Origin of the sequence: Chitinophaga sedimenti, from assembly GCF_023156195.1 — a bacterium.
Classification (GTDB): domain Bacteria; phylum Bacteroidota; class Bacteroidia; order Chitinophagales; family Chitinophagaceae; genus Chitinophaga; species Chitinophaga sedimenti.
This window is the reverse complement of record NZ_JAKUKA010000001.1, coordinates 5,823,306-5,838,230: the sequence shown is the minus strand read 5'-3', so window position 1 is coordinate 5,838,230 and position 14,925 is coordinate 5,823,306. Positions and strand designations below refer to the sequence as shown.

Genomic DNA, 14,925 nt, shown 5'->3' with positions numbered 1-14,925 from the left:
GATGGTTATTACCACCCGGCCTGTATGCTGCAATTCCTGTGCTTAATTTACGCCGTCGGTCGCAACGGTTTTGTCGATCTTAGCGACCAATCCCTGCAATACCTTACCGGGACCTACCTCTGTAAAACGCGTAGCCCCATCAGCGATCATCGCTTGTACGGACTGTGTCCATCTTACCGCGCCGGTCAGCTGGGCAATCAGGTTTTGTTTGATTTCCATGTGATCGGTTACTGCGCGGGCTACCACGTTCTGGTAAACCGGGCAGGCCGGGGTGTTGAAGGCGGTAGCTTCGATGGCCGCCTGCAGTTCCTCCTGTGCCGGAAGCATCAGCGGGCTGTGAAAGGCGCCGCCTACAGGCAGTACCAGTGCTCGTTTGGCACCCGCTGCTTTCATTTTTTCGCAGGCGATGTCAATGCCTTGGATAGAGCCGGAAATAACCAGCTGGCCAGGACAATTATAATTAGCGGCCACCACCACCTCATCGGTGATAGAGGCGCAGATTTCTTCTACTTTAGCATCGTCCAGGGCCAGTACAGCGGCCATGGTTGAAGGGTTGAGCTCGCAGGCTTTCTGCATCGCGTTGGCGCGGATGGCTACCAGTTTCAGCGCGTCTTCGAAAGACAGCACCTTATTGGCTACCAGGGCCGAAAACTCACCGAGGGAGTGACCCGCCACCATGTCGGGCTGCGCATCTTCCAGGCAAAGGAAGGCGATTACAGAGTGGAGGAATACGGCAGGCTGCGTTACATTCGTTTGTTTCAACTGCTCATCGGTGCCTTCGAACATGATGTCCGAAATGCGGAAACCTAAAATATCATTGGCTTGCTCGAACAAGGATTTTGCCTTCTCGTTGGTTTCATAGAGATTTTTGCCCATACCCGGAAACTGGGAACCCTGTCCGGGAAATACGTATGCATGCTTCATTAGTTAAATTTTTTGCATTTGTCGGGCAAAGAAACGGAAAAAGAAGATATCGACCTATTTTATCAGTTTCATGAACTCCGAGCGGGTGGCTACATGTTCGAACTGGCCCGAAAAAGCGGAGGTAGTGGTCAGCGAATTCTGCTTCTGTACCCCACGCATCATCATGCACAGGTGCTTCGCTTCAATCACCACGGCTACACCTTGCGGCTGCAGCGTTTCCTGGATGGCGTCGAGAATCTGGTGGGTAAGTCGCTCCTGCACCGGAGGCGGCGTGCGAACACATCCACCACACGGGCAATTTTGCTAAGGCCGGTAATATAACCGTTTGGAATATAGGCCACGTGTGCTTTACCGAAAAACGGCAGCATGTGATGCTCACACATGGAGAACAGTTCAATATCTTTTACGATCACCATTTCGCTGTAAGCCTCGGTAAACTTAGCGCCATTGAGAATCTCTTTAGCATCCGGGTATAGCCTTGCGTCAGGAACTGCATGGCCTTGGCCATACGCTCCGGTGTTTTCAGAAGGCCTTCGCGGCTGGGGTCTTCGCCCAGCAGCTGGATGCTGCTCCGGTAATTCTCAATCAGTCCGTTGGTTATCTGCTCGTCGTAATGCTCCTCTTTATGATAGGCCATGGTGATGTGTTTTGGTCAATTTGATTATTTACCGCCGTAGTATTCTACATAGATCCGCGGTGTTTCGTAGAGTTTAATGCAGTGCAGCTCCACCCCGTCTGGCAGGTGTTTATCCAGTTCTTCCCAAATGGCGATGGCGAAGTTTTCCGCAGAGGTAAACTTACCGGCCATGAAAGGTACGTCCACGTTCAGGTTGCGGTGGTCCACCTGCTCAATAATCACATCTTTTATAAGCACACCGAGTGTTTTGGCATTATATACAAAACCCGTTTCCGGATCGGGATTGCCTTTAACGGTAACATGCAGTTCATAGTTGTGTCCGTGCCAGTTTTCGTTGGCGCATTTGCCAAACACTTCCTGGTTCTGCTCTTTGCTCCATCCCGGGTTCGATAACTTATGCGCGGCATTAAAAGACTCCACTCGCGTTAAATAGATCATTATATTCAAAAATTTGGCGCAAAGTTACCACTAATCCGGGAATTATGAGGGCTTTGAGATATGATGCAAATCCCTGTGATGTACGATAACGGTCGGTTAATGGTTTTCGCGTAATTTCACCCTATGAAGATATTGGTGACAGCTGCCACGGCAGCCGAAATCGGGCCGTTCATCGCCTACCTGGAAGAAAAAGGGACCAAAACAGGTCCGGATAGTTACACATTATTCAAAAACGAAATACACGTGCTGGCGGCGGGTATCGGCATGATGCACACCGCCTGGCATGTAGGTAAGGCCCTGCTCACCATTCGTCCCCAGCTGGCGATACAGGCGGGGATTGCAGGCTGCTTCCACCACAGCTGGCCCTTGGGTGAGGTCGTATTCATCGCAGAAGAAGTGCTCGGCGACCTGGGCGTAGAAGAAAAAGACGCTTACAAAGACCTGTTCGACACCGGCCTCTGGAAAGAAGACACCTTCCCTTTCCGCGGCCGCAGCCTTTACCACGACACCTACGGCATCACCAAAATGCCCGCCCTGCGCCCTGCTAAAAGCGTGACAATCAACACTGTTACCGGTACCCAGCCCACGATCGACAAGTTGGCGGGCAAATACAATCCCGATATAGAAAGCATGGAAGGCGCCGCCTTTCACTATATTTGCCTGAGCGAAAGGGTGCCTTTTTTACAGCTGCGCAGCATTTCCAATTATGTAGAGGTCCGCGATAAAAGCAAATGGAACATCCCGCTGGCCATTAAAAACCTGAACCAGGCACTCATCCATACCCTAAGCGAACTAACAGATCAAAAAGAAGAATCATGGAGCTGACATTAGGATTTTCACCGTGCCCGAACGACACATTCATTTTTGACGCCCTCGTTAATCGTAAGATCGATACGAAGGGTTTTACTTTCAACGCCGCTTTAGAAGATGTGGAAACGCTGAACCAATGGGCCCTGCAAGGCAAACTGGATGTAACGAAGCTGAGCTTCGGCGTTTATTTTAAAGTGATGGAGCACTACGAATTGCTCAACGCCGGTAGCGCGCTGGGCCGTGGGTGCGGACCACTGCTCATCTCTAAAGGTCCGCTCGATATGGATAAGATGGCTGATTATAAAATCGCTATCCCAGGATTGAACACCACTGCCAACCTGCTGTTCTCCACAGCTTTCCCCATGCACAAAACAAGGAGCTGATCATTTTTCCGATATCGAAAACGCCGTACTGGATGGCCGCGTAGACGCGGGTGTGATCATTCACGAAAGCCGTTTTACCTATCAGCAGAAAGGATTGCATAAACTGGTAGACCTGGGTGAATACTGGGAACAAACGACCGGCCACGCCATCCCGCTGGGCGGCATTGTGGTACGTAAAAGTTTACCCGTTTCCGTGAAGGCACAGATCGATGCACTGATCCGTGAAAGCCTGGAGTATGCATTTGAGCGCTATCCCGCTTTGCCTCCGTATGTGAAAGAACATGCGCAGGAAATGGATGAATCGGTGATGCGGCAGCATATTGATTTGTATGTGAATCAATTTAGCATCGACCTTGGAGTGGAGGGGAAGAAAGCGGTGGATCGATTGCAACAGGCGGTATAACTATTGCGGACGGCGGCTTTGAGAAAAGGTCGCCGTTTTCCTGCATAAAAAAAAGCCAGACTATAAGTCCGGCTTTTTTGCTTTGTAGCGAGGAGAGGATTCGAACCCCTGACCTTCGGGTTATGAGCCCGACGAGCTACCTCTGCTCTACCTCGCACTGTGTGGGTTGCAAATGTAGGATAATTTCTATTACATCCATCAAGCTCATAAAATATTTATTGCGTGCGTTTGCTAAAACAGCTACCACCAATACTTTCAGCCGAAATAAAAAAGGGCGGCCCAATAGAAGGCCGCCTGCACACACACTTCTGTTATCCTATAACGCTGTTACTGCTTGTAATTCCTTTCTCGTAGCGGGCTGCAGCTCACCACCACCGGTTACTTCCCAGATGGCAGCCTGCACACACGCTACGCTTTTTAATTTCTTGTAATCAATATGACCCTGCGCATCTGCACACTGATGTGCCTGCAATCCTTTATTACGCACCAGATCGGCAACAGTCTTTAACTTCGCCGGCACCTTCGAAGGTCCGAATCGGAATGATAACAACGCACCGCTGTAATCATATGCACCCGGCACAGCACGATCTTCATTCAGGCAAAATGCGTTCGCATATACCTTGCGCACTTCGCCCGGCGCCAGCCATACGTTGCCGATACCGATCAGCAGACCGTTGGAGTAATTGCTGTTATCGCTTTGAATCAGTAAATCTTCTGGAAAGCTCACCAATATCTCACGTGTAGTCGTATTGGTGAGTTCGAAACATACCTTGAATACACCGCCGGGAACGCCGCGCAGCTGATGCTGGTCGAACGCACCTTTATCGGTACCCGTACAATAGCTGTACTCGTGTACTTGTCCGGAAGTGAGGATGATACCCGCAGGTAACTGCCAGGCAGTACCGCTAAAGGGCTGGTGCGAAGTGCCAAATCCCGGTTCGCCACCGGACCGCTCTTTGCTGCAGGCGATAAAGGAAGGTAATGCCAGCAGCATGACAAACAATATCTTTTTCATTTTTGGGGTTTAATCTTCCGCAATATTACGCCGGCACTGCGCCGGAGACAACCGCCAATAACACGAATTGCGGGAAGGTTTGCACCAATCCCGCAATTCGCCGTATCAATTGAAAACTATTTGTTGAGCGCTTTTTTATAGGTTTCCAGCGCACGTTTACGCGCCTCTTCATGTATCACAACGGGCTGCACGTATTGCAGGCTCTCAAACTCCGGTACCCATTTGCGGATGTACTTCAGGTCCTTATCGAACTTCTGCGTTTGCAGATGCGGATTAAATACGCGGAAGTAGGGCGCCGCATCATTGCCGCAACCAGCCGCCCATTGCCAGCCACCGTTATTCGCAGCCAGGTCATAGTCCAGCAGTTTTTCCGCGAAGTACGCTTCGCCCCAGCGCCAGTCGATCAGCAGGTGTTTGGTGAGGAAGCTGGCCACCACCATACGCACGCGATTGTGCATAAAACCGGTTTCGTTCAGTTCGCGCATCCCCGCATCCACAATGGGATAACCCGTTTGTCCCTCGCACCAGCGTGCAAATTCCTTTTCGTTATTGCGCCATTTGATGTTATCGTATTGCGCGTGAAACGACTGCTGTACCACCTGCGGGAAATGCCAGAGGATCATCATGTAAAAATCGCGCCAGATCAGTTCCTTCAGGAAAGTAGCATTCAGCGCCTTTGCCGTGGTGGCCAGCTCCCGGATGCTGATCGTGCCGAAACGCAGGTGCACACCGAGCCGCGATGTACCATTAATGCCGGGAAAATCGCGGTGCTCATCATAATGTTTGATAATCTCTTCTTTCACGCTTTTCGCCGGAAAGTGCTTGTCCGTCTCCAAAAATCCCATCTTCTTCAAAGAAGGAATTAGTTTTGGCGCCTGCTTATGAAAGTGCTTTTTATACTTTTCAACGGGATATGACTTCAGGTAAAAATCATTCAGTTTATCCAGCCAGCGGCGACTGTAAGGCGTGAAAACCGTATAAGGTTCCCCGTTATCTTTCGTTATTTCACGCTTCTCAAAAATTACCTGGTCTTTATAGGTTGTAAAAGAAATCTCTTTCGTAGCCGGTATTCGCCGATCGCTTTATCACGACTCCGCGCATACGGTTCGTAATCGTGGTTGGCATAAACACCTTTTACCTTGTAGGCAGATGTATAATGCTCGAAGGCCTGCTGCGGTGTACCATAAAACACATCCAACGTACTGCCCGCCTTTTCCAGTTTTGCCTGCATTTCTTCCAGCGCCTCGTAAATAAACGTCACCCGGCGATCTTCTTTCTGCTCCAGGTCGTTTAAGATATTGGTATCGAAAATGAATACCGGCACTACGTCTTCACCCGCCTTCAATGCGTGGTAGAGTGCAGCATTATCGTGCAAACGCAAGTCGCGGCGTAGCCAGCAGATATTTACCATTTCTTTCATCGGGAAATTTTATAAGATGCCTTCATGCAGCAAATCGTGCAGGATGGCGGCGGTGGCATTACCGTAACTGCTGTCGCGGAAGCGGCCTACCCAACGCAGTCCGTAGATTGCGTTTGTTAAAAATACTTCATCAGCATTCTCAATATCTTCGAGGCTTAACGGTTGTTTCTATTTTGAAGGGCAGATCCATGCGCAGTAAATTTTTACGCATCACGCCACACACGCAGCCTTCGGTTAAAGGCGGTGTATAAATCTTCTCCCGCTGCACCACAAAAAAATATTCGCAATAGTGGTATCCGCTGCACGGCCGTATGGATTAAGCATGATCACCTCCTGCAACTCGTGCTGCCGGGCGTAAATGCTGCCGAGTATGTAAGGCAGCGCGTTGTTCGATTTAATGGTAGACAGCTTGTCCGTATTCTTCCGCGCATCGGGAAACACATCAATATGTAAACCCGTTTCATTTAATTCAAAAATGCTGCGGGATAATTCCCAGCATTGGATCACGAACTCGGGTGCATTGGATTCAGGAAAGTACAAACCGCTTCCGCTGCGATATACCGTAAGCCGCACGCGCGCCAGCTCACTCACGTTGTTCCGTTGACACAACTCCCGTACCAGGCCGGTAATATATTCGCGTGTAAACTGTGCAGGATCGATATGAAGTATATGCAGGCTCGCCATGAGACGCTCAAAATGCAGATCTGCAAGAAGGAGCTGTCCCTGGTACACCTTCATTGTCTCGAAACATCCGTCGCCGTAGCGGAACGAGCGGTTGTCGGCCGACAGCACCGTTTTATCTGCCGGAATGAATTTACCATTATGACACAACAGCATACGGCTAATTTACGATTTATTGTGCGGAAGCGGTGAATTGTTAACGAGTTATAATTGCATTTCAGGCACCAGCTCCGGTACTACCAAACGCCCCGCCGTTTTGGACACGATCTCGTCCACACTTACGCCCGGAGCGCGTTCCAACAGTTTAAAACCATCGGGGTGATTTCCAGCACCGCCAGTTCTGTAACGATTTTCTTTACGCATTTAACGCCTGTTAAGGGCAGGCCGCACTGGGGTAATAATTTGCTTTCCCCTTTGGGATTGGTGTGCATCATGGCCACAATAATGTTCTTGGCCGCAGCCACGAGGTCCATGGCGCCACCCATGCCTTTCACCATTTTACCCGGGATTTTCCAGTTGGCGATGTCGCCGGTGTCCGACACTTCCATGGCGCCCAGCACGGTAAGATCTACCTTGCCGGCGCGGATCATGCCGAAACTCTCCGCACTATCAAAAAAGCAGCCGCCGGGCAACACCGTCACCGTTTCTTTACCTGCATTAATCAGGTCCGCATCAATATCTTCATCAGCGGGATAAGGCCCCATGCCCAGCATGCCGTTTTCGCTCTGCAGCATGATGGAAATGCCAGCCGGCACAAAGTTCGACACCAGTGTGGGAATGCCGATGCCCAGGTTTACATACATTCCGTCCTGTAACTCCTGCGCAATTCTTTTGGCGATACCGTATTTATCGAGAGACATGTTTCATAACTTTTTAGGTGGATGGGATTACATTTTTACCGTGCGCTTTTCGATACGCTTTTCGTAGCCGCCGCCCTGGAAGATGCGGTGCACATAAATGCCGGGTACATGCACATGGTCGGGATCTATTTCGCCGGGCTGCACCAGGTGCTCCACCTCAACGATGGTAATATTACCCGCCTTCGCCATGGAGGTACTGAAGTTGCGCGTGGTTTTGCGAAATACCAGGTTGCCCATCGTATCGCCCTTCCAGGCTTTCACGATGGAGAAATCCGCATGTAAGGCCATCTCCATCAAATAATGCCGACCATTGAATTCGCGCACTTCCTTTCCTTCCGCGATCTCCGTACCAACACCGGCCGGTGTAAAGAATGCAGGAATACCCATGCCCGCCATCTGGATACGCGTAGCCAGCGTTCCCTGGGGAATAAGGTCTACCTCCAGCTCACCGGAAAGCAACTGCCGTTCAAATTCGGCGTTCTCCCCTACGTAACTGGACATCATCTTTTTAATCTGCCGGGTTTTAAGCAGTAAGCCCAGGCCAAATTCATCCACGCCCGCATTGTTAGAGATGCAGGTAAGGTTCTTAATGCCCTTTTTTACGAGGGCCGCAATACAATTTTCCGGGATACCGCACAAGCCAAACCCACCGAGCATAATTGTTGCGCCGTCGGCTATATCATGTATGGCCGCCCCGGCGTTTGCAACGACTTTGTGCATAAAGCGTTTAATGTTTTGGTGTAAAAAAGTGGTTAATGAGCAAATATAAGTTTTCTGCGGATGAACAACGTGGGCGCATAAAAAGGGCCACCTTACGGTTAGCCCTTCCTTCTCTTATAAAACTACGCGTTTGTTCTGCTGTAGTATTTTCCGGATCGAATCCTGCCGTTTACGCAGGTTTACCGTATCTGACTGGAAGCGTTTTTTATTCACTTTAGCCGTAGAATCCATCGAGGCGCGGGCCTTTACTCTTAGCAGCGAATCTGCCCGCTGCTGATCGCGTGTGCGGATAGAATCGGCGATCGACCGTTGCCGGATCTTGATCGAATCTATTTTATGCATATCCGCAGAGTCTTTCGGGTTCGCCTTTTTAATAGAATCCGTGAGGAATTGCTCACGCTTGTTCATTGAATCCGTAATGTGCTGCTGACGGCGGGTTTCCAGCGTATCGAAATGCGCTTTGCGGGCGGTTACGTCGTTGAGCATGTTCTTCAGCACTTCTTCGTACACGTCCGGGTGCGCCTCGTACCAGCGGTAGCTATCCATAAATTCCTTTATGCTGACTTTATTCAACGCCAGCACCTGGGAATAATATTTTTTCACGCGCAGCTCGCGCAGCGAATCGGTCATCGGGATCGAATCATATTCCGTAATGTCGCGCCCAAATGCATCGGCGAGGTTCATATCGATCAGGATCTTTTTCATTTTATCCTTCCCGATAACTTCCTTCGGCACTTTGCCCTTATCGCCGCAAGCCACGGCGATAAGGGTACAAATGGTCAACAGTAACGCTGTTCTCCTCATAATTCTTTATTGGAAGGCAAAATTACTTCAATTGCGCATATTTCTGTGCATTGGGCACGTCCATACGCTGCAACATAGCGGATGCGCGCTGCTTTTCCTGCGGCGAGGCTTTCGAAAACACGCGCATCAGTTCTTCTGATTTCGCGGTAAAAAAGGTGGCGAGCAGCATAGTATTGGGCGTATCTTCATGAATAGCAAGCAGTAATTGCAGGGCATTCATGATAGCGCCACGGCCTTTGGCGGCATCGTCGTACATGATATCCAGTCCCCGGCGGTGGTACAAATACATGGCTTCATGGAAGCGGCTGTACTTGGAGTTGAGGATGTTATCCTGCAGCCAGTAGCGGTTGCGGTTACCTTCAAAGGCTTTCCAGCCGGAGATATCTTTACCGTCGGGCGCATTGTTCGTAATCACCTGCGCCTTTTTGAAGTACGGGTCGCCGCCGCGCAGGCTGAACGAGTCATAATCCATTCCCGTGGATGATATATACATAATAGGCCAGTGTGGCGGTGAGGTTAGATACCGGGGCATCGTTCCCGGCGATGCGGTTTTCGTTGAACTCCAGCTGCTGGAACTCGACGTACTTGAACGTAATGTTGTTATCCATTGTGTTCATTACACTGGTCGTGTAGCTGGAATTAAATACCGGCCGCGTTGCCTGTACTGTCAGCGATGCCTTGTAAGTATTGTTTCCTACCGACTGTGTTACGTTCAGCAAAAAATTACAGTCGATTCGCTCGCCTTGGGCATAGGAGTCGTCTGTCCACCGGCGGTTATTTAAAAACTCGGTGATCTGGTTCTGAAGCGTGGTAAAAACTTTGCGGTCTACAGAGGTACCTACCTGGTTCGCCACCACGCTTACAGTGGCGCGCAGTTCCCGGCGCGGACCAGCATGGAGCTGCAGAGGCTCAGTATCAGTAAGGGAAGAATTTTACGCATGTTGCAGTGCTATTATTGCGAGTACAATGTCTTTGGCTACTTCCTGTTTGCTTTTGAGGGGAAGCGGCGTTTCGTTGCCGAGCCTGTCGAGCAGCAAAACTTTATTGGTATCGTGCCCGAAACCGGCGCCCGCATCGCGGAGGGAGTTGAGCACGATCATATCCAGTTCTTGGTTTGCAGTTTCTTTAACGCGAATTCTTTTTCATTATTGGTTTCGAGGGCGAAACCGACCAGCAGTTGACCTGTTTTTTTCTTTGTACCCAGGGTTTTGAGGATATCCGTTGTTTTCTCCAGCTGAAGACTTAACACATCTTCGTCCTTCTTGATCTTTTGATCGGCGGCTTTGGCGGGACGGTAATCCGCAACTGCGGCGGCCATTACGGCGATCTTTGCATCGGGGAATATAGTGTTGCATTGTTCCAGCATGTCGGCGGCCGACTGTACCGGGATGATCGTCACGCCCGGGTGCGAAGTACTGATCGACGTTGGTCCCAGCACCAGTTTCACATCGGCGCCGGCATCCGCCAAGGCTTCTGCGACGGCAATGCCCATTTTACCGGTAGAGTGATTGCTGATAAAACGTACAGGGTCAATGAGTTCTACAGTGGGGCCTGCGCTTACGAGGGCGGTTTGGCCCGTGAGCGGCTTCGCTGTCTTAGATACGTCGTCTCCGATAGACTGCCCATACCAGGCAGGTGAACCAGCGTCAGGCTTCGTATTTCCCCGGCAAAATGTGCCGACAAAAACGCCACAATATCCTCCGGTTCTGACATCCTCCCCTCTCCAAACAACCCGCTGGCCAACTCACCGTTATTCACCGGCAGCTGCCTGTGCCCGAAGCTCAATAACTTCGCCACATTCGCGCGCGTTGCCGGGTGATGCCACATGTCTTCATCCATTGCCGGCGCAAAAATACCGGGCAGGCGGCCGACAGGTAAACAGCCAGCAACAGGTTGTCGCACAAACCGTTCGCCATTTTCGCCAGCGTATTGGCAGAAGCGGGAGCTACCAGCATGGCATCCGCCCAACGGCCCATCATCACGTGATTGCTCCAGCTGGAACCTTCGCTGATGGCGGTACCCACCTCGTTTTTAGAAAGTGTGGAAAGCGTAAGCGGGGTGATGAAGTGCGCGGCATCTGGTGTCATCACCACTTTTACCTCGGCGCCGGCTTTCACCAGCAACCGCACCAATATGGCCGACTTGTAAGCGGCGATACTGCCCGAAACACCTAACAGGATCTTTTTGCCTTGTAACATACTATAAACAAAAACGGCAGAATAGTAAATATTCTGCCGCTATGAAGTTAATATTTTTCGCAATATTAGCTGAACAGGTCGTCGTCGTTCTTGCGGAAATAAATTTTGTTATCCGGAATTCCTGGGTAGCCTGGATAGGAGAATTAGCCATACGCTCGTAAAAACGGGAGATCTCGATCTGCTCCTTATTCTCGTGCACTTCCTCCAGGTTATCTGTATGGCTGGCAAACTCTTCCAGTTTGGAATGCAGCTCTTCCTTTACAGATATATTGATCTGGTTTGCCCTTTTGGCAATAATGGCAATAGACTCGTACAGGTTACCTGTCCTGTTCTTGATATCAGTAGTATTTTTAGTTTCAACCCAGGGGTTCAGACTACTGGTTAGATTTCTCTTTAGTTTGCTCATCATTCCAGAGTTTTTAAGTTATTCTTAGCTAAGGTATAATATTTTTCGGCATCACCATGCAATTTGCTGGCCGCATACCGTTCGTTGAACTCCGTACTCGGTCACCACTGTTTCATAGCGTTCCTTCTGTTTTTCGAAGATGCTGTTCTTTGCGTACAGGTAGTAGGCCTTGATAGCCATGAACTTATAACTGTCGCTCAGCTCAGAATCCGGGTAGTTGCGCATCAGGTTGGTGAAAGATACCCCTGCTGCTTTATAGTGGCCGAGATTATAGTATAACTCGGCAGTGTTGTATTCTTTTTTCTCCAGTTTCTTGCGGCACAGCTCGATCACCAGGTTTGCCTCGGCCACTTTGGGAGCCTGCGGGTAGTTATTGATGAACGTTTGCATGGCCGAAATAGCCTTGGAGGTATTCGTTTGGTCGAGCGTAACCTTGGGCGACAGCTTATAATAGCAGTAAGCCTGCATATAATCTACCTCCACAGCACGGGGACTGCTCGGGAACGCGTCGATGTAGTTTTTAAAGTGGAAGCCGGCCTGCGTATAATCTTTCAGGTAGTAAGAGCAATACGCGTAACGGTAGTACAGGCTGTCGAACTTTTCGGTTCCTTTATATACGGGAATCAATTCTTCGTAGAGAGTCTGGGCGAGCTGATAGCGTTTTTTACCATACAGCTTGTCCGCATAAGCCAGTTTCTTTTCCACGTCATTGCTTTTCTCAATCCTGCGCAGCTCCCTGTTACAGGAAGAGCCCGCCGCCATGATGATTGCCCCGAAACTGATGAATAAGAGAAATTTCCGCATAAAGAAGCGCAAAGTTAAGAAAATTAAGATTGAAATGTAAATATAAGTAAGGGGGCGGTTGGCAACCGTTAAAATTTTGCAAAATATGGTGTGGGACGGGCTTCCCCACTTTTCACCACTACTCCCACATTTTTACACCGTAACTATAATAACACCTGACTTTTCAAAATTCCACGCTTATTTCCCACTAACACTTTTCGCCACTACATCATCAAAAACACCCTTTCCTGATCAAAATCCCCATTTTCAGCAAATACCTTACTGCGCCATGATGGCGCGTTCCAGCGAAGGCCTCGACTTTATCCACACGAAATCCACCGAATATCGAGCCCTGTCAACATTTTATCCACAAAAACCAACGAATACACGCAGTTTTAACCCCTCAAACGCTGATTCCCACACACAATTCCCCCTGTGGAAAAAATTTGCAACTCATTTTTTCGTTAGAAAGTGGGAAAAAGTGTTATTTTGTGTTAGAAAATGGAATTTAATAGGTAAAACACTGAATTTGACTGGATTTCTCGGTGAATATGAAGCAACGCTCGACGCAAAGGTCGCTTCCTGCTCCCCGCCGGCTTTAAAAAGCAGCTGGCAGAGAGCGCGGGCAACCAGTTTGTGCTTAACCGGGGTTTCGAAAAGTGTTTAACACTTTACCCGATGAACGAGTGGCAGCCCATTTTTGAGAAAATCAGTAAACTCAATGATTTCGATCCTAAAGCTAGGGAATTCAGGCGCTATTTTCTAAACGGCGCAACGATTCTTGAGCTGGACAGTGCAGGCAGACTGCTGGTTCCTAAAAATCTGACTATGTACGCGGGGCTGGACAAGGACATTGTGCTCACCGCGGCTACCAATAAAATTGAGATCTGGGACAAGACCAAGTACCGGGAGTTCTTTGAAAATTTCTCACCGGCAAATTTCAGTGACCTGGCGCAACAGGTGATGGCCGGCGGGAGCAATAGCCTGGGAGACTTAATATAGCAGCGTATGGAAACATCCGGATATCACTTACCCGTACTTCTGCACGAAGTAATTGACCTGCTGAACATTCGCCCGGACGGCACCTACGTTGACGCCACATTTGGCGGCGGCGGCCACTCCAGGGCTATCCTGGAAAAACTGGGACCCGGGGACGGCTCATTGTCTTTGACCAGACGAAGACGCTTACGCCAATCGTATCCGGGACGAGCGGGTAACCTTTGTACAGCAGAATTTCAGGCACCTGCAAAGGTTCCTGCGACTGCACAAAGCGCAGCCTGATGGCATCCTGGCCGACCTGGGGGTATCTTCCCACCAGTTCGACACCGGCGCAAGAGGCTTCAGCACCCGGTTCGACGGTCCGCTCGACATGCGGATGGACAACCGGACGGAGAAAACGGCGGCAGACATCATTAAAACTTATTCGGAGAAACAGCTTCAACTGATTTTCCAGGAATATGGAGAGGTGACCAACGCCCGCACACTGGCCCAGACAATTGTAAGCCTGCGGAAATCCACTACCGTGCGCACGATCAACGAATTTAAAGCGATGATTCAGCCACTGGTAAAAGGAAACCCCGCAAAATACCTGGCGCAGGTGTTCCGGCACTCAGAATTGAAGTGAATGACGAGATGGGTGCTTTGAAAGATCTGCTTACACAGTCGGCCGAAGTATTACAGCCAGGCGGACTACTGGCCATCATCACCTTCCATTCGCTGGAGAAGACCGGTTGGTGAAAAATTACATAAAGAACGGTGCTTTCGACGTACAGGACGATCAAAACTTCCCGGCCGTTACGCCTCCGAAAATATTTAAACTGGTCACTAAAAACCTGTGACCGCAACGGAAGCCGAGTTGAAGCAAAACACGCGGTCGAGAAGCGCCAAGTTGCGGGTTGCACAAAAGCTGTAAACAACACGGCTCCTACTATCCCCTATTCTGATTAAACAATTAGGTAACAAGCACATAAATCATGTAACGTGTTGCAGGAAGAGGAGAAGCATATAGATACGGCGCCGGAGCCGGTGGAACCAAAACCCACCGACATGCCGCCCGAGCCGGATACCAGGAAAGAATGGCGTTTGCGCATCAACTACCGGCTGATTACGCAAAACCTGCCCTTCATCCTGTTTTTGTCCGTACTGGCCCTCGTCTATATCGCCAACAGCCACCTCGCCGAAAAAAGATCCGGAGGATCAACAAACTCGGCAGGGAAATCAAATCAGAGCTGAAGTGGGAATACCTGAACCTCAAAAGTGAACTAATGTTCCGCAGCAAAATGAGTGAAGTAAGTAAAGCGGTTGAGCCGCTGGGATTGAAAGAACTGAGCACACCGCCGCAGCGCATTATTGTGAAGGAAAAACCGGAATAAACAATATTTAATATAAAACATATCTCAACAGCCCTGCAAACGTGGAAGTAAAAAGGACATACTCTGGCGTG

Annotated in this window: 25 protein-coding genes, 1 tRNA gene and 3 pseudogenes; 10 read left to right on the top strand and 19 right to left on the bottom strand. The window is 49.8% G+C overall.

Annotated elements, in window-relative coordinates; translation table 11 throughout:
* Nucleotides 1-42: 42 nt before the first annotated feature.
* The 4 genes and pseudogenes from fabD to MKQ70_RS33600 all read right to left on the bottom strand — a co-directional run bounded on the left by fabD (nt 43) and on the right by MKQ70_RS33600 (nt 1,999).
* Complete coding sequence (fabD, locus tag MKQ70_RS33610) at nt 43-924, bottom strand: ACP S-malonyltransferase (RefSeq protein ID WP_248079532.1); 882 nt, start codon at nt 922-924, stop codon at nt 43-45.
* 54 nt (nt 925-978) lie between these two features.
* Nucleotides 979-1,340 (bottom strand): annotated as a pseudogene (gene folE / locus MKQ70_RS43550) (GTP cyclohydrolase I FolE).
* Nucleotides 1,334-1,561, bottom strand: a complete 228-nt coding sequence (locus MKQ70_RS43545; RefSeq protein WP_443657863.1) for a GTP cyclohydrolase I — start codon at nt 1,559-1,561, stop codon at nt 1,334-1,336. The pseudogene folE and the gene MKQ70_RS43545 overlap by 7 nt, the downstream one beginning before the upstream one ends.
* A 24-nt stretch (nt 1,562-1,585) precedes the next feature.
* Nucleotides 1,586-1,999 carry a 6-pyruvoyl trahydropterin synthase family protein gene (locus MKQ70_RS33600; protein ID WP_248079530.1) on the bottom strand — a complete coding sequence of 138 codons (414 nt, stop codon included), beginning with the start codon at nt 1,997-1,999 and terminating at the stop codon, nt 1,586-1,588.
* A gap of 123 nt (nt 2,000-2,122) precedes the next feature.
* Here MKQ70_RS33600 and mqnB point away from each other — a divergent pair, with 123 nt between their 5' ends.
* Genes mqnB through MKQ70_RS40375 form a run of 3 tightly spaced genes read left to right on the top strand, consistent with a single transcriptional unit; the run spans nt 2,123 to nt 3,595 of the window.
* Complete coding sequence (mqnB, locus tag MKQ70_RS33595; RefSeq protein ID WP_248079528.1) at nt 2,123-2,824, top strand: futalosine hydrolase; 702 nt, start codon at nt 2,123-2,125, stop codon at nt 2,822-2,824.
* Nucleotides 2,815-3,192, top strand: a complete 378-nt coding sequence (locus tag MKQ70_RS40380) for an MqnA/MqnD/SBP family protein (protein WP_282456937.1) — start codon at nt 2,815-2,817, stop codon at nt 3,190-3,192. Before mqnB ends, MKQ70_RS40380 begins: the two co-directional genes overlap by 10 nt.
* 52 nt (nt 3,193-3,244) lie before the next feature.
* Nucleotides 3,245-3,595 (top strand): MqnA/MqnD/SBP family protein, encoded by a 351-nt coding sequence (locus tag MKQ70_RS40375; protein ID WP_308199311.1) that lies wholly within the window; start codon nt 3,245-3,247, stop codon nt 3,593-3,595.
* 85 nt (nt 3,596-3,680) lie between these two features.
* Here MKQ70_RS40375 and MKQ70_RS33585 read toward each other — a convergent pair.
* The 15 genes and pseudogenes from MKQ70_RS33585 to MKQ70_RS33520 form a co-directional block, all read right to left on the bottom strand.
* Nucleotides 3,681-3,752, bottom strand: a tRNA-Met gene (locus MKQ70_RS33585).
* 159 nt (nt 3,753-3,911) lie between these two features.
* Nucleotides 3,912-4,610 (bottom strand): thioester domain-containing protein, encoded by a 699-nt coding sequence (locus MKQ70_RS33580; RefSeq protein WP_248079518.1) that lies wholly within the window; start codon nt 4,608-4,610, stop codon nt 3,912-3,914.
* 116 nt (nt 4,611-4,726) lie between these two features.
* Complete coding sequence (locus MKQ70_RS33575) at nt 4,727-5,446, bottom strand: cryptochrome/photolyase family protein (RefSeq protein WP_248081808.1); 720 nt, start codon at nt 5,444-5,446, stop codon at nt 4,727-4,729.
* Nucleotides 5,447-5,631: 185 nt separating this feature from the next.
* Nucleotides 5,632-6,030: a deoxyribodipyrimidine photo-lyase gene (locus tag MKQ70_RS33570; protein ID WP_282456936.1), complete on the bottom strand. Its 399-nt coding sequence runs from the start codon at nt 6,028-6,030 to the stop codon at nt 5,632-5,634.
* Nucleotides 6,031-6,264: 234 nt separating this feature from the next.
* Entirely contained in the window at nt 6,265-6,867 is a 603-nt protein-coding gene (locus tag MKQ70_RS33565) for an aminotransferase class IV (RefSeq protein ID WP_248079516.1), read from the bottom strand.
* Between the two features lie 122 nt (nt 6,868-6,989).
* Nucleotides 6,990-7,571 (bottom strand): 3-oxoacid CoA-transferase subunit B, encoded by a 582-nt coding sequence (locus MKQ70_RS33560; RefSeq protein WP_248079514.1) that lies wholly within the window; start codon nt 7,569-7,571, stop codon nt 6,990-6,992.
* Between the two features lie 27 nt (nt 7,572-7,598).
* Complete coding sequence (locus tag MKQ70_RS33555) at nt 7,599-8,291, bottom strand: CoA transferase subunit A (RefSeq protein WP_248079512.1); 693 nt, start codon at nt 8,289-8,291, stop codon at nt 7,599-7,601.
* Nucleotides 8,292-8,405: 114 nt separating this feature from the next.
* Complete coding sequence (locus tag MKQ70_RS33550; protein WP_248079510.1) at nt 8,406-9,074, bottom strand: DUF4296 domain-containing protein; 669 nt, start codon at nt 9,072-9,074, stop codon at nt 8,406-8,408.
* A gap of 43 nt (nt 9,075-9,117) precedes the next feature.
* Nucleotides 9,118-9,567, bottom strand: a complete 450-nt coding sequence (locus MKQ70_RS40370) for a type IX secretion component PorD family protein (RefSeq protein WP_282456935.1) — start codon at nt 9,565-9,567, stop codon at nt 9,118-9,120.
* Nucleotides 9,557-9,952, bottom strand: a complete 396-nt coding sequence (locus MKQ70_RS40365; protein ID WP_308199309.1) for a type IX secretion component PorD family protein — start codon at nt 9,950-9,952, stop codon at nt 9,557-9,559. The genes MKQ70_RS40370 and MKQ70_RS40365 overlap by 11 nt, the downstream gene beginning before the upstream one ends.
* A gap of 75 nt (nt 9,953-10,027) precedes the next feature.
* A pseudogene (locus tag MKQ70_RS33535) lies at nt 10,028-10,629 on the bottom strand (phosphopantothenoylcysteine decarboxylase domain-containing protein).
* Nucleotides 10,630-10,652: 23 nt separating this feature from the next.
* Complete coding sequence (locus MKQ70_RS43955; protein ID WP_504909813.1) at nt 10,653-10,922, bottom strand: hypothetical protein; 270 nt, start codon at nt 10,920-10,922, stop codon at nt 10,653-10,655.
* Nucleotides 10,877-11,293, bottom strand: coding sequence for a flavoprotein (locus tag MKQ70_RS33530; protein WP_504909565.1), 417 nt, complete (start codon nt 11,291-11,293; stop codon nt 10,877-10,879). The genes MKQ70_RS43955 and MKQ70_RS33530 overlap by 46 nt, the downstream gene beginning before the upstream one ends.
* A 1-nt stretch (nt 11,294) precedes the next feature.
* Complete coding sequence (locus MKQ70_RS33525) at nt 11,295-11,702, bottom strand: DNA-directed RNA polymerase subunit omega (protein ID WP_248079506.1); 408 nt, start codon at nt 11,700-11,702, stop codon at nt 11,295-11,297.
* 48 nt (nt 11,703-11,750) lie between these two features.
* The gene (locus MKQ70_RS33520) at nt 11,751-12,503 is read right to left on the bottom strand and encodes an outer membrane protein assembly factor BamD (protein ID WP_248079504.1); all 753 of its coding nucleotides are present in this window, start codon (nt 12,501-12,503) and stop codon (nt 11,751-11,753) included.
* 58 nt (nt 12,504-12,561) lie between these two features.
* Here MKQ70_RS33520 and MKQ70_RS33515 point away from each other — a divergent pair, with 58 nt between their 5' ends.
* The 7 genes and pseudogenes from MKQ70_RS33515 (at nt 12,562) to MKQ70_RS43015 (ending at nt 14,854) form a co-directional block, all read left to right on the top strand.
* Nucleotides 12,562-13,149, top strand: a complete 588-nt coding sequence (locus tag MKQ70_RS33515; RefSeq protein ID WP_248079502.1) for a hypothetical protein — start codon at nt 12,562-12,564, stop codon at nt 13,147-13,149.
* Nucleotides 13,065-13,484, top strand: a complete 420-nt coding sequence (gene mraZ, locus MKQ70_RS33510) for a division/cell wall cluster transcriptional repressor MraZ (protein WP_308199586.1) — start codon at nt 13,065-13,067, stop codon at nt 13,482-13,484. Before MKQ70_RS33515 ends, mraZ begins: the two co-directional genes overlap by 85 nt.
* 6 nt (nt 13,485-13,490) lie before the next feature.
* Nucleotides 13,491-13,763 carry a 16S rRNA (cytosine(1402)-N(4))-methyltransferase gene (mraW, locus tag MKQ70_RS43020; RefSeq protein ID WP_372490055.1) on the top strand — a complete coding sequence of 91 codons (273 nt, stop codon included), beginning with the start codon at nt 13,491-13,493 and terminating at the stop codon, nt 13,761-13,763.
* On the top strand, nt 13,681-14,106 hold the full coding sequence (gene mraW / locus MKQ70_RS40360) for a 16S rRNA (cytosine(1402)-N(4))-methyltransferase (protein ID WP_308199585.1): 426 nt from the start codon (nt 13,681-13,683) through the stop codon (nt 14,104-14,106). The genes mraW (MKQ70_RS43020) and mraW (MKQ70_RS40360) overlap by 83 nt, the downstream gene beginning before the upstream one ends.
* A complete protein-coding gene (gene mraW / locus MKQ70_RS40355) occupies nt 14,103-14,219 on the top strand; it encodes a 16S rRNA (cytosine(1402)-N(4))-methyltransferase (protein WP_308199308.1) in 117 nt (38 codons plus the stop codon). Before mraW (MKQ70_RS40360) ends, mraW (MKQ70_RS40355) begins: the two co-directional genes overlap by 4 nt.
* Nucleotides 14,220-14,316: 97 nt before the next feature.
* Nucleotides 14,317-14,394 (top strand): hypothetical protein, encoded by a 78-nt coding sequence (locus MKQ70_RS41715; RefSeq protein WP_308199584.1) that lies wholly within the window; start codon nt 14,317-14,319, stop codon nt 14,392-14,394.
* Between the two features lie 134 nt (nt 14,395-14,528).
* A pseudogene (locus tag MKQ70_RS43015) lies at nt 14,529-14,854 on the top strand (FtsL-like putative cell division protein).
* The last annotated feature ends 71 nt before the right edge of the window (nt 14,855-14,925 follow it).

Coding starts and splice junctions, on each gene's coding strand:
- fabD (WP_248079532.1), bottom strand. CDS start 924: ATGAAGCATGCATACGTATTTCCCGGACAGGGTTCCCAGTTTCCGGGT.
- MKQ70_RS43545 (WP_443657863.1), bottom strand. CDS start 1,561: ATGGCCTATCATAAAGAGGAGCATTACGACGAGCAGATAACCAACGGA.
- MKQ70_RS33600 (WP_248079530.1), bottom strand. CDS start 1,999: ATGATCTATTTAACGCGAGTGGAGTCTTTTAATGCCGCGCATAAGTTA.
- mqnB (WP_248079528.1), top strand. CDS start 2,123: ATGAAGATATTGGTGACAGCTGCCACGGCAGCCGAAATCGGGCCGTTC.
- MKQ70_RS40380 (WP_282456937.1), top strand. CDS start 2,815: ATGGAGCTGACATTAGGATTTTCACCGTGCCCGAACGACACATTCATT.
- MKQ70_RS33580 (WP_248079518.1), bottom strand. CDS start 4,610: ATGAAAAAGATATTGTTTGTCATGCTGCTGGCATTACCTTCCTTTATC.
- MKQ70_RS33570 (WP_282456936.1), bottom strand. CDS start 6,030: ATGAAAGAAATGGTAAATATCTGCTGGCTACGCCGCGACTTGCGTTTG.
- MKQ70_RS33565 (WP_248079516.1), bottom strand. CDS start 6,867: ATGCTGTTGTGTCATAATGGTAAATTCATTCCGGCAGATAAAACGGTG.
- MKQ70_RS33560 (WP_248079514.1), bottom strand. CDS start 7,571: ATGTCTCTCGATAAATACGGTATCGCCAAAAGAATTGCGCAGGAGTTA.
- MKQ70_RS33555 (WP_248079512.1), bottom strand. CDS start 8,291: ATGCACAAAGTCGTTGCAAACGCCGGGGCGGCCATACATGATATAGCC.
- MKQ70_RS40370 (WP_282456935.1), bottom strand. CDS start 9,567: ATGGATTATGACTCGTTCAGCCTGCGCGGCGGCGACCCGTACTTCAAA.
- MKQ70_RS43955 (WP_504909813.1), bottom strand. CDS start 10,922: ATGTGGCATCACCCGGCAACGCGCGCGAATGTGGCGAAGTTATTGAGC.
- MKQ70_RS33530 (WP_504909565.1), bottom strand. CDS start 11,293: ATGTTACAAGGCAAAAAGATCCTGTTAGGTGTTTCGGGCAGTATCGCC.
- MKQ70_RS33525 (WP_248079506.1), bottom strand. CDS start 11,702: ATGATGAGCAAACTAAAGAGAAATCTAACCAGTAGTCTGAACCCCTGG.
- MKQ70_RS33520 (WP_248079504.1), bottom strand. CDS start 12,503: ATGCGGAAATTTCTCTTATTCATCAGTTTCGGGGCAATCATCATGGCG.
- mraW (WP_372490055.1), top strand. CDS start 13,491: ATGGAAACATCCGGATATCACTTACCCGTACTTCTGCACGAAGTAATT.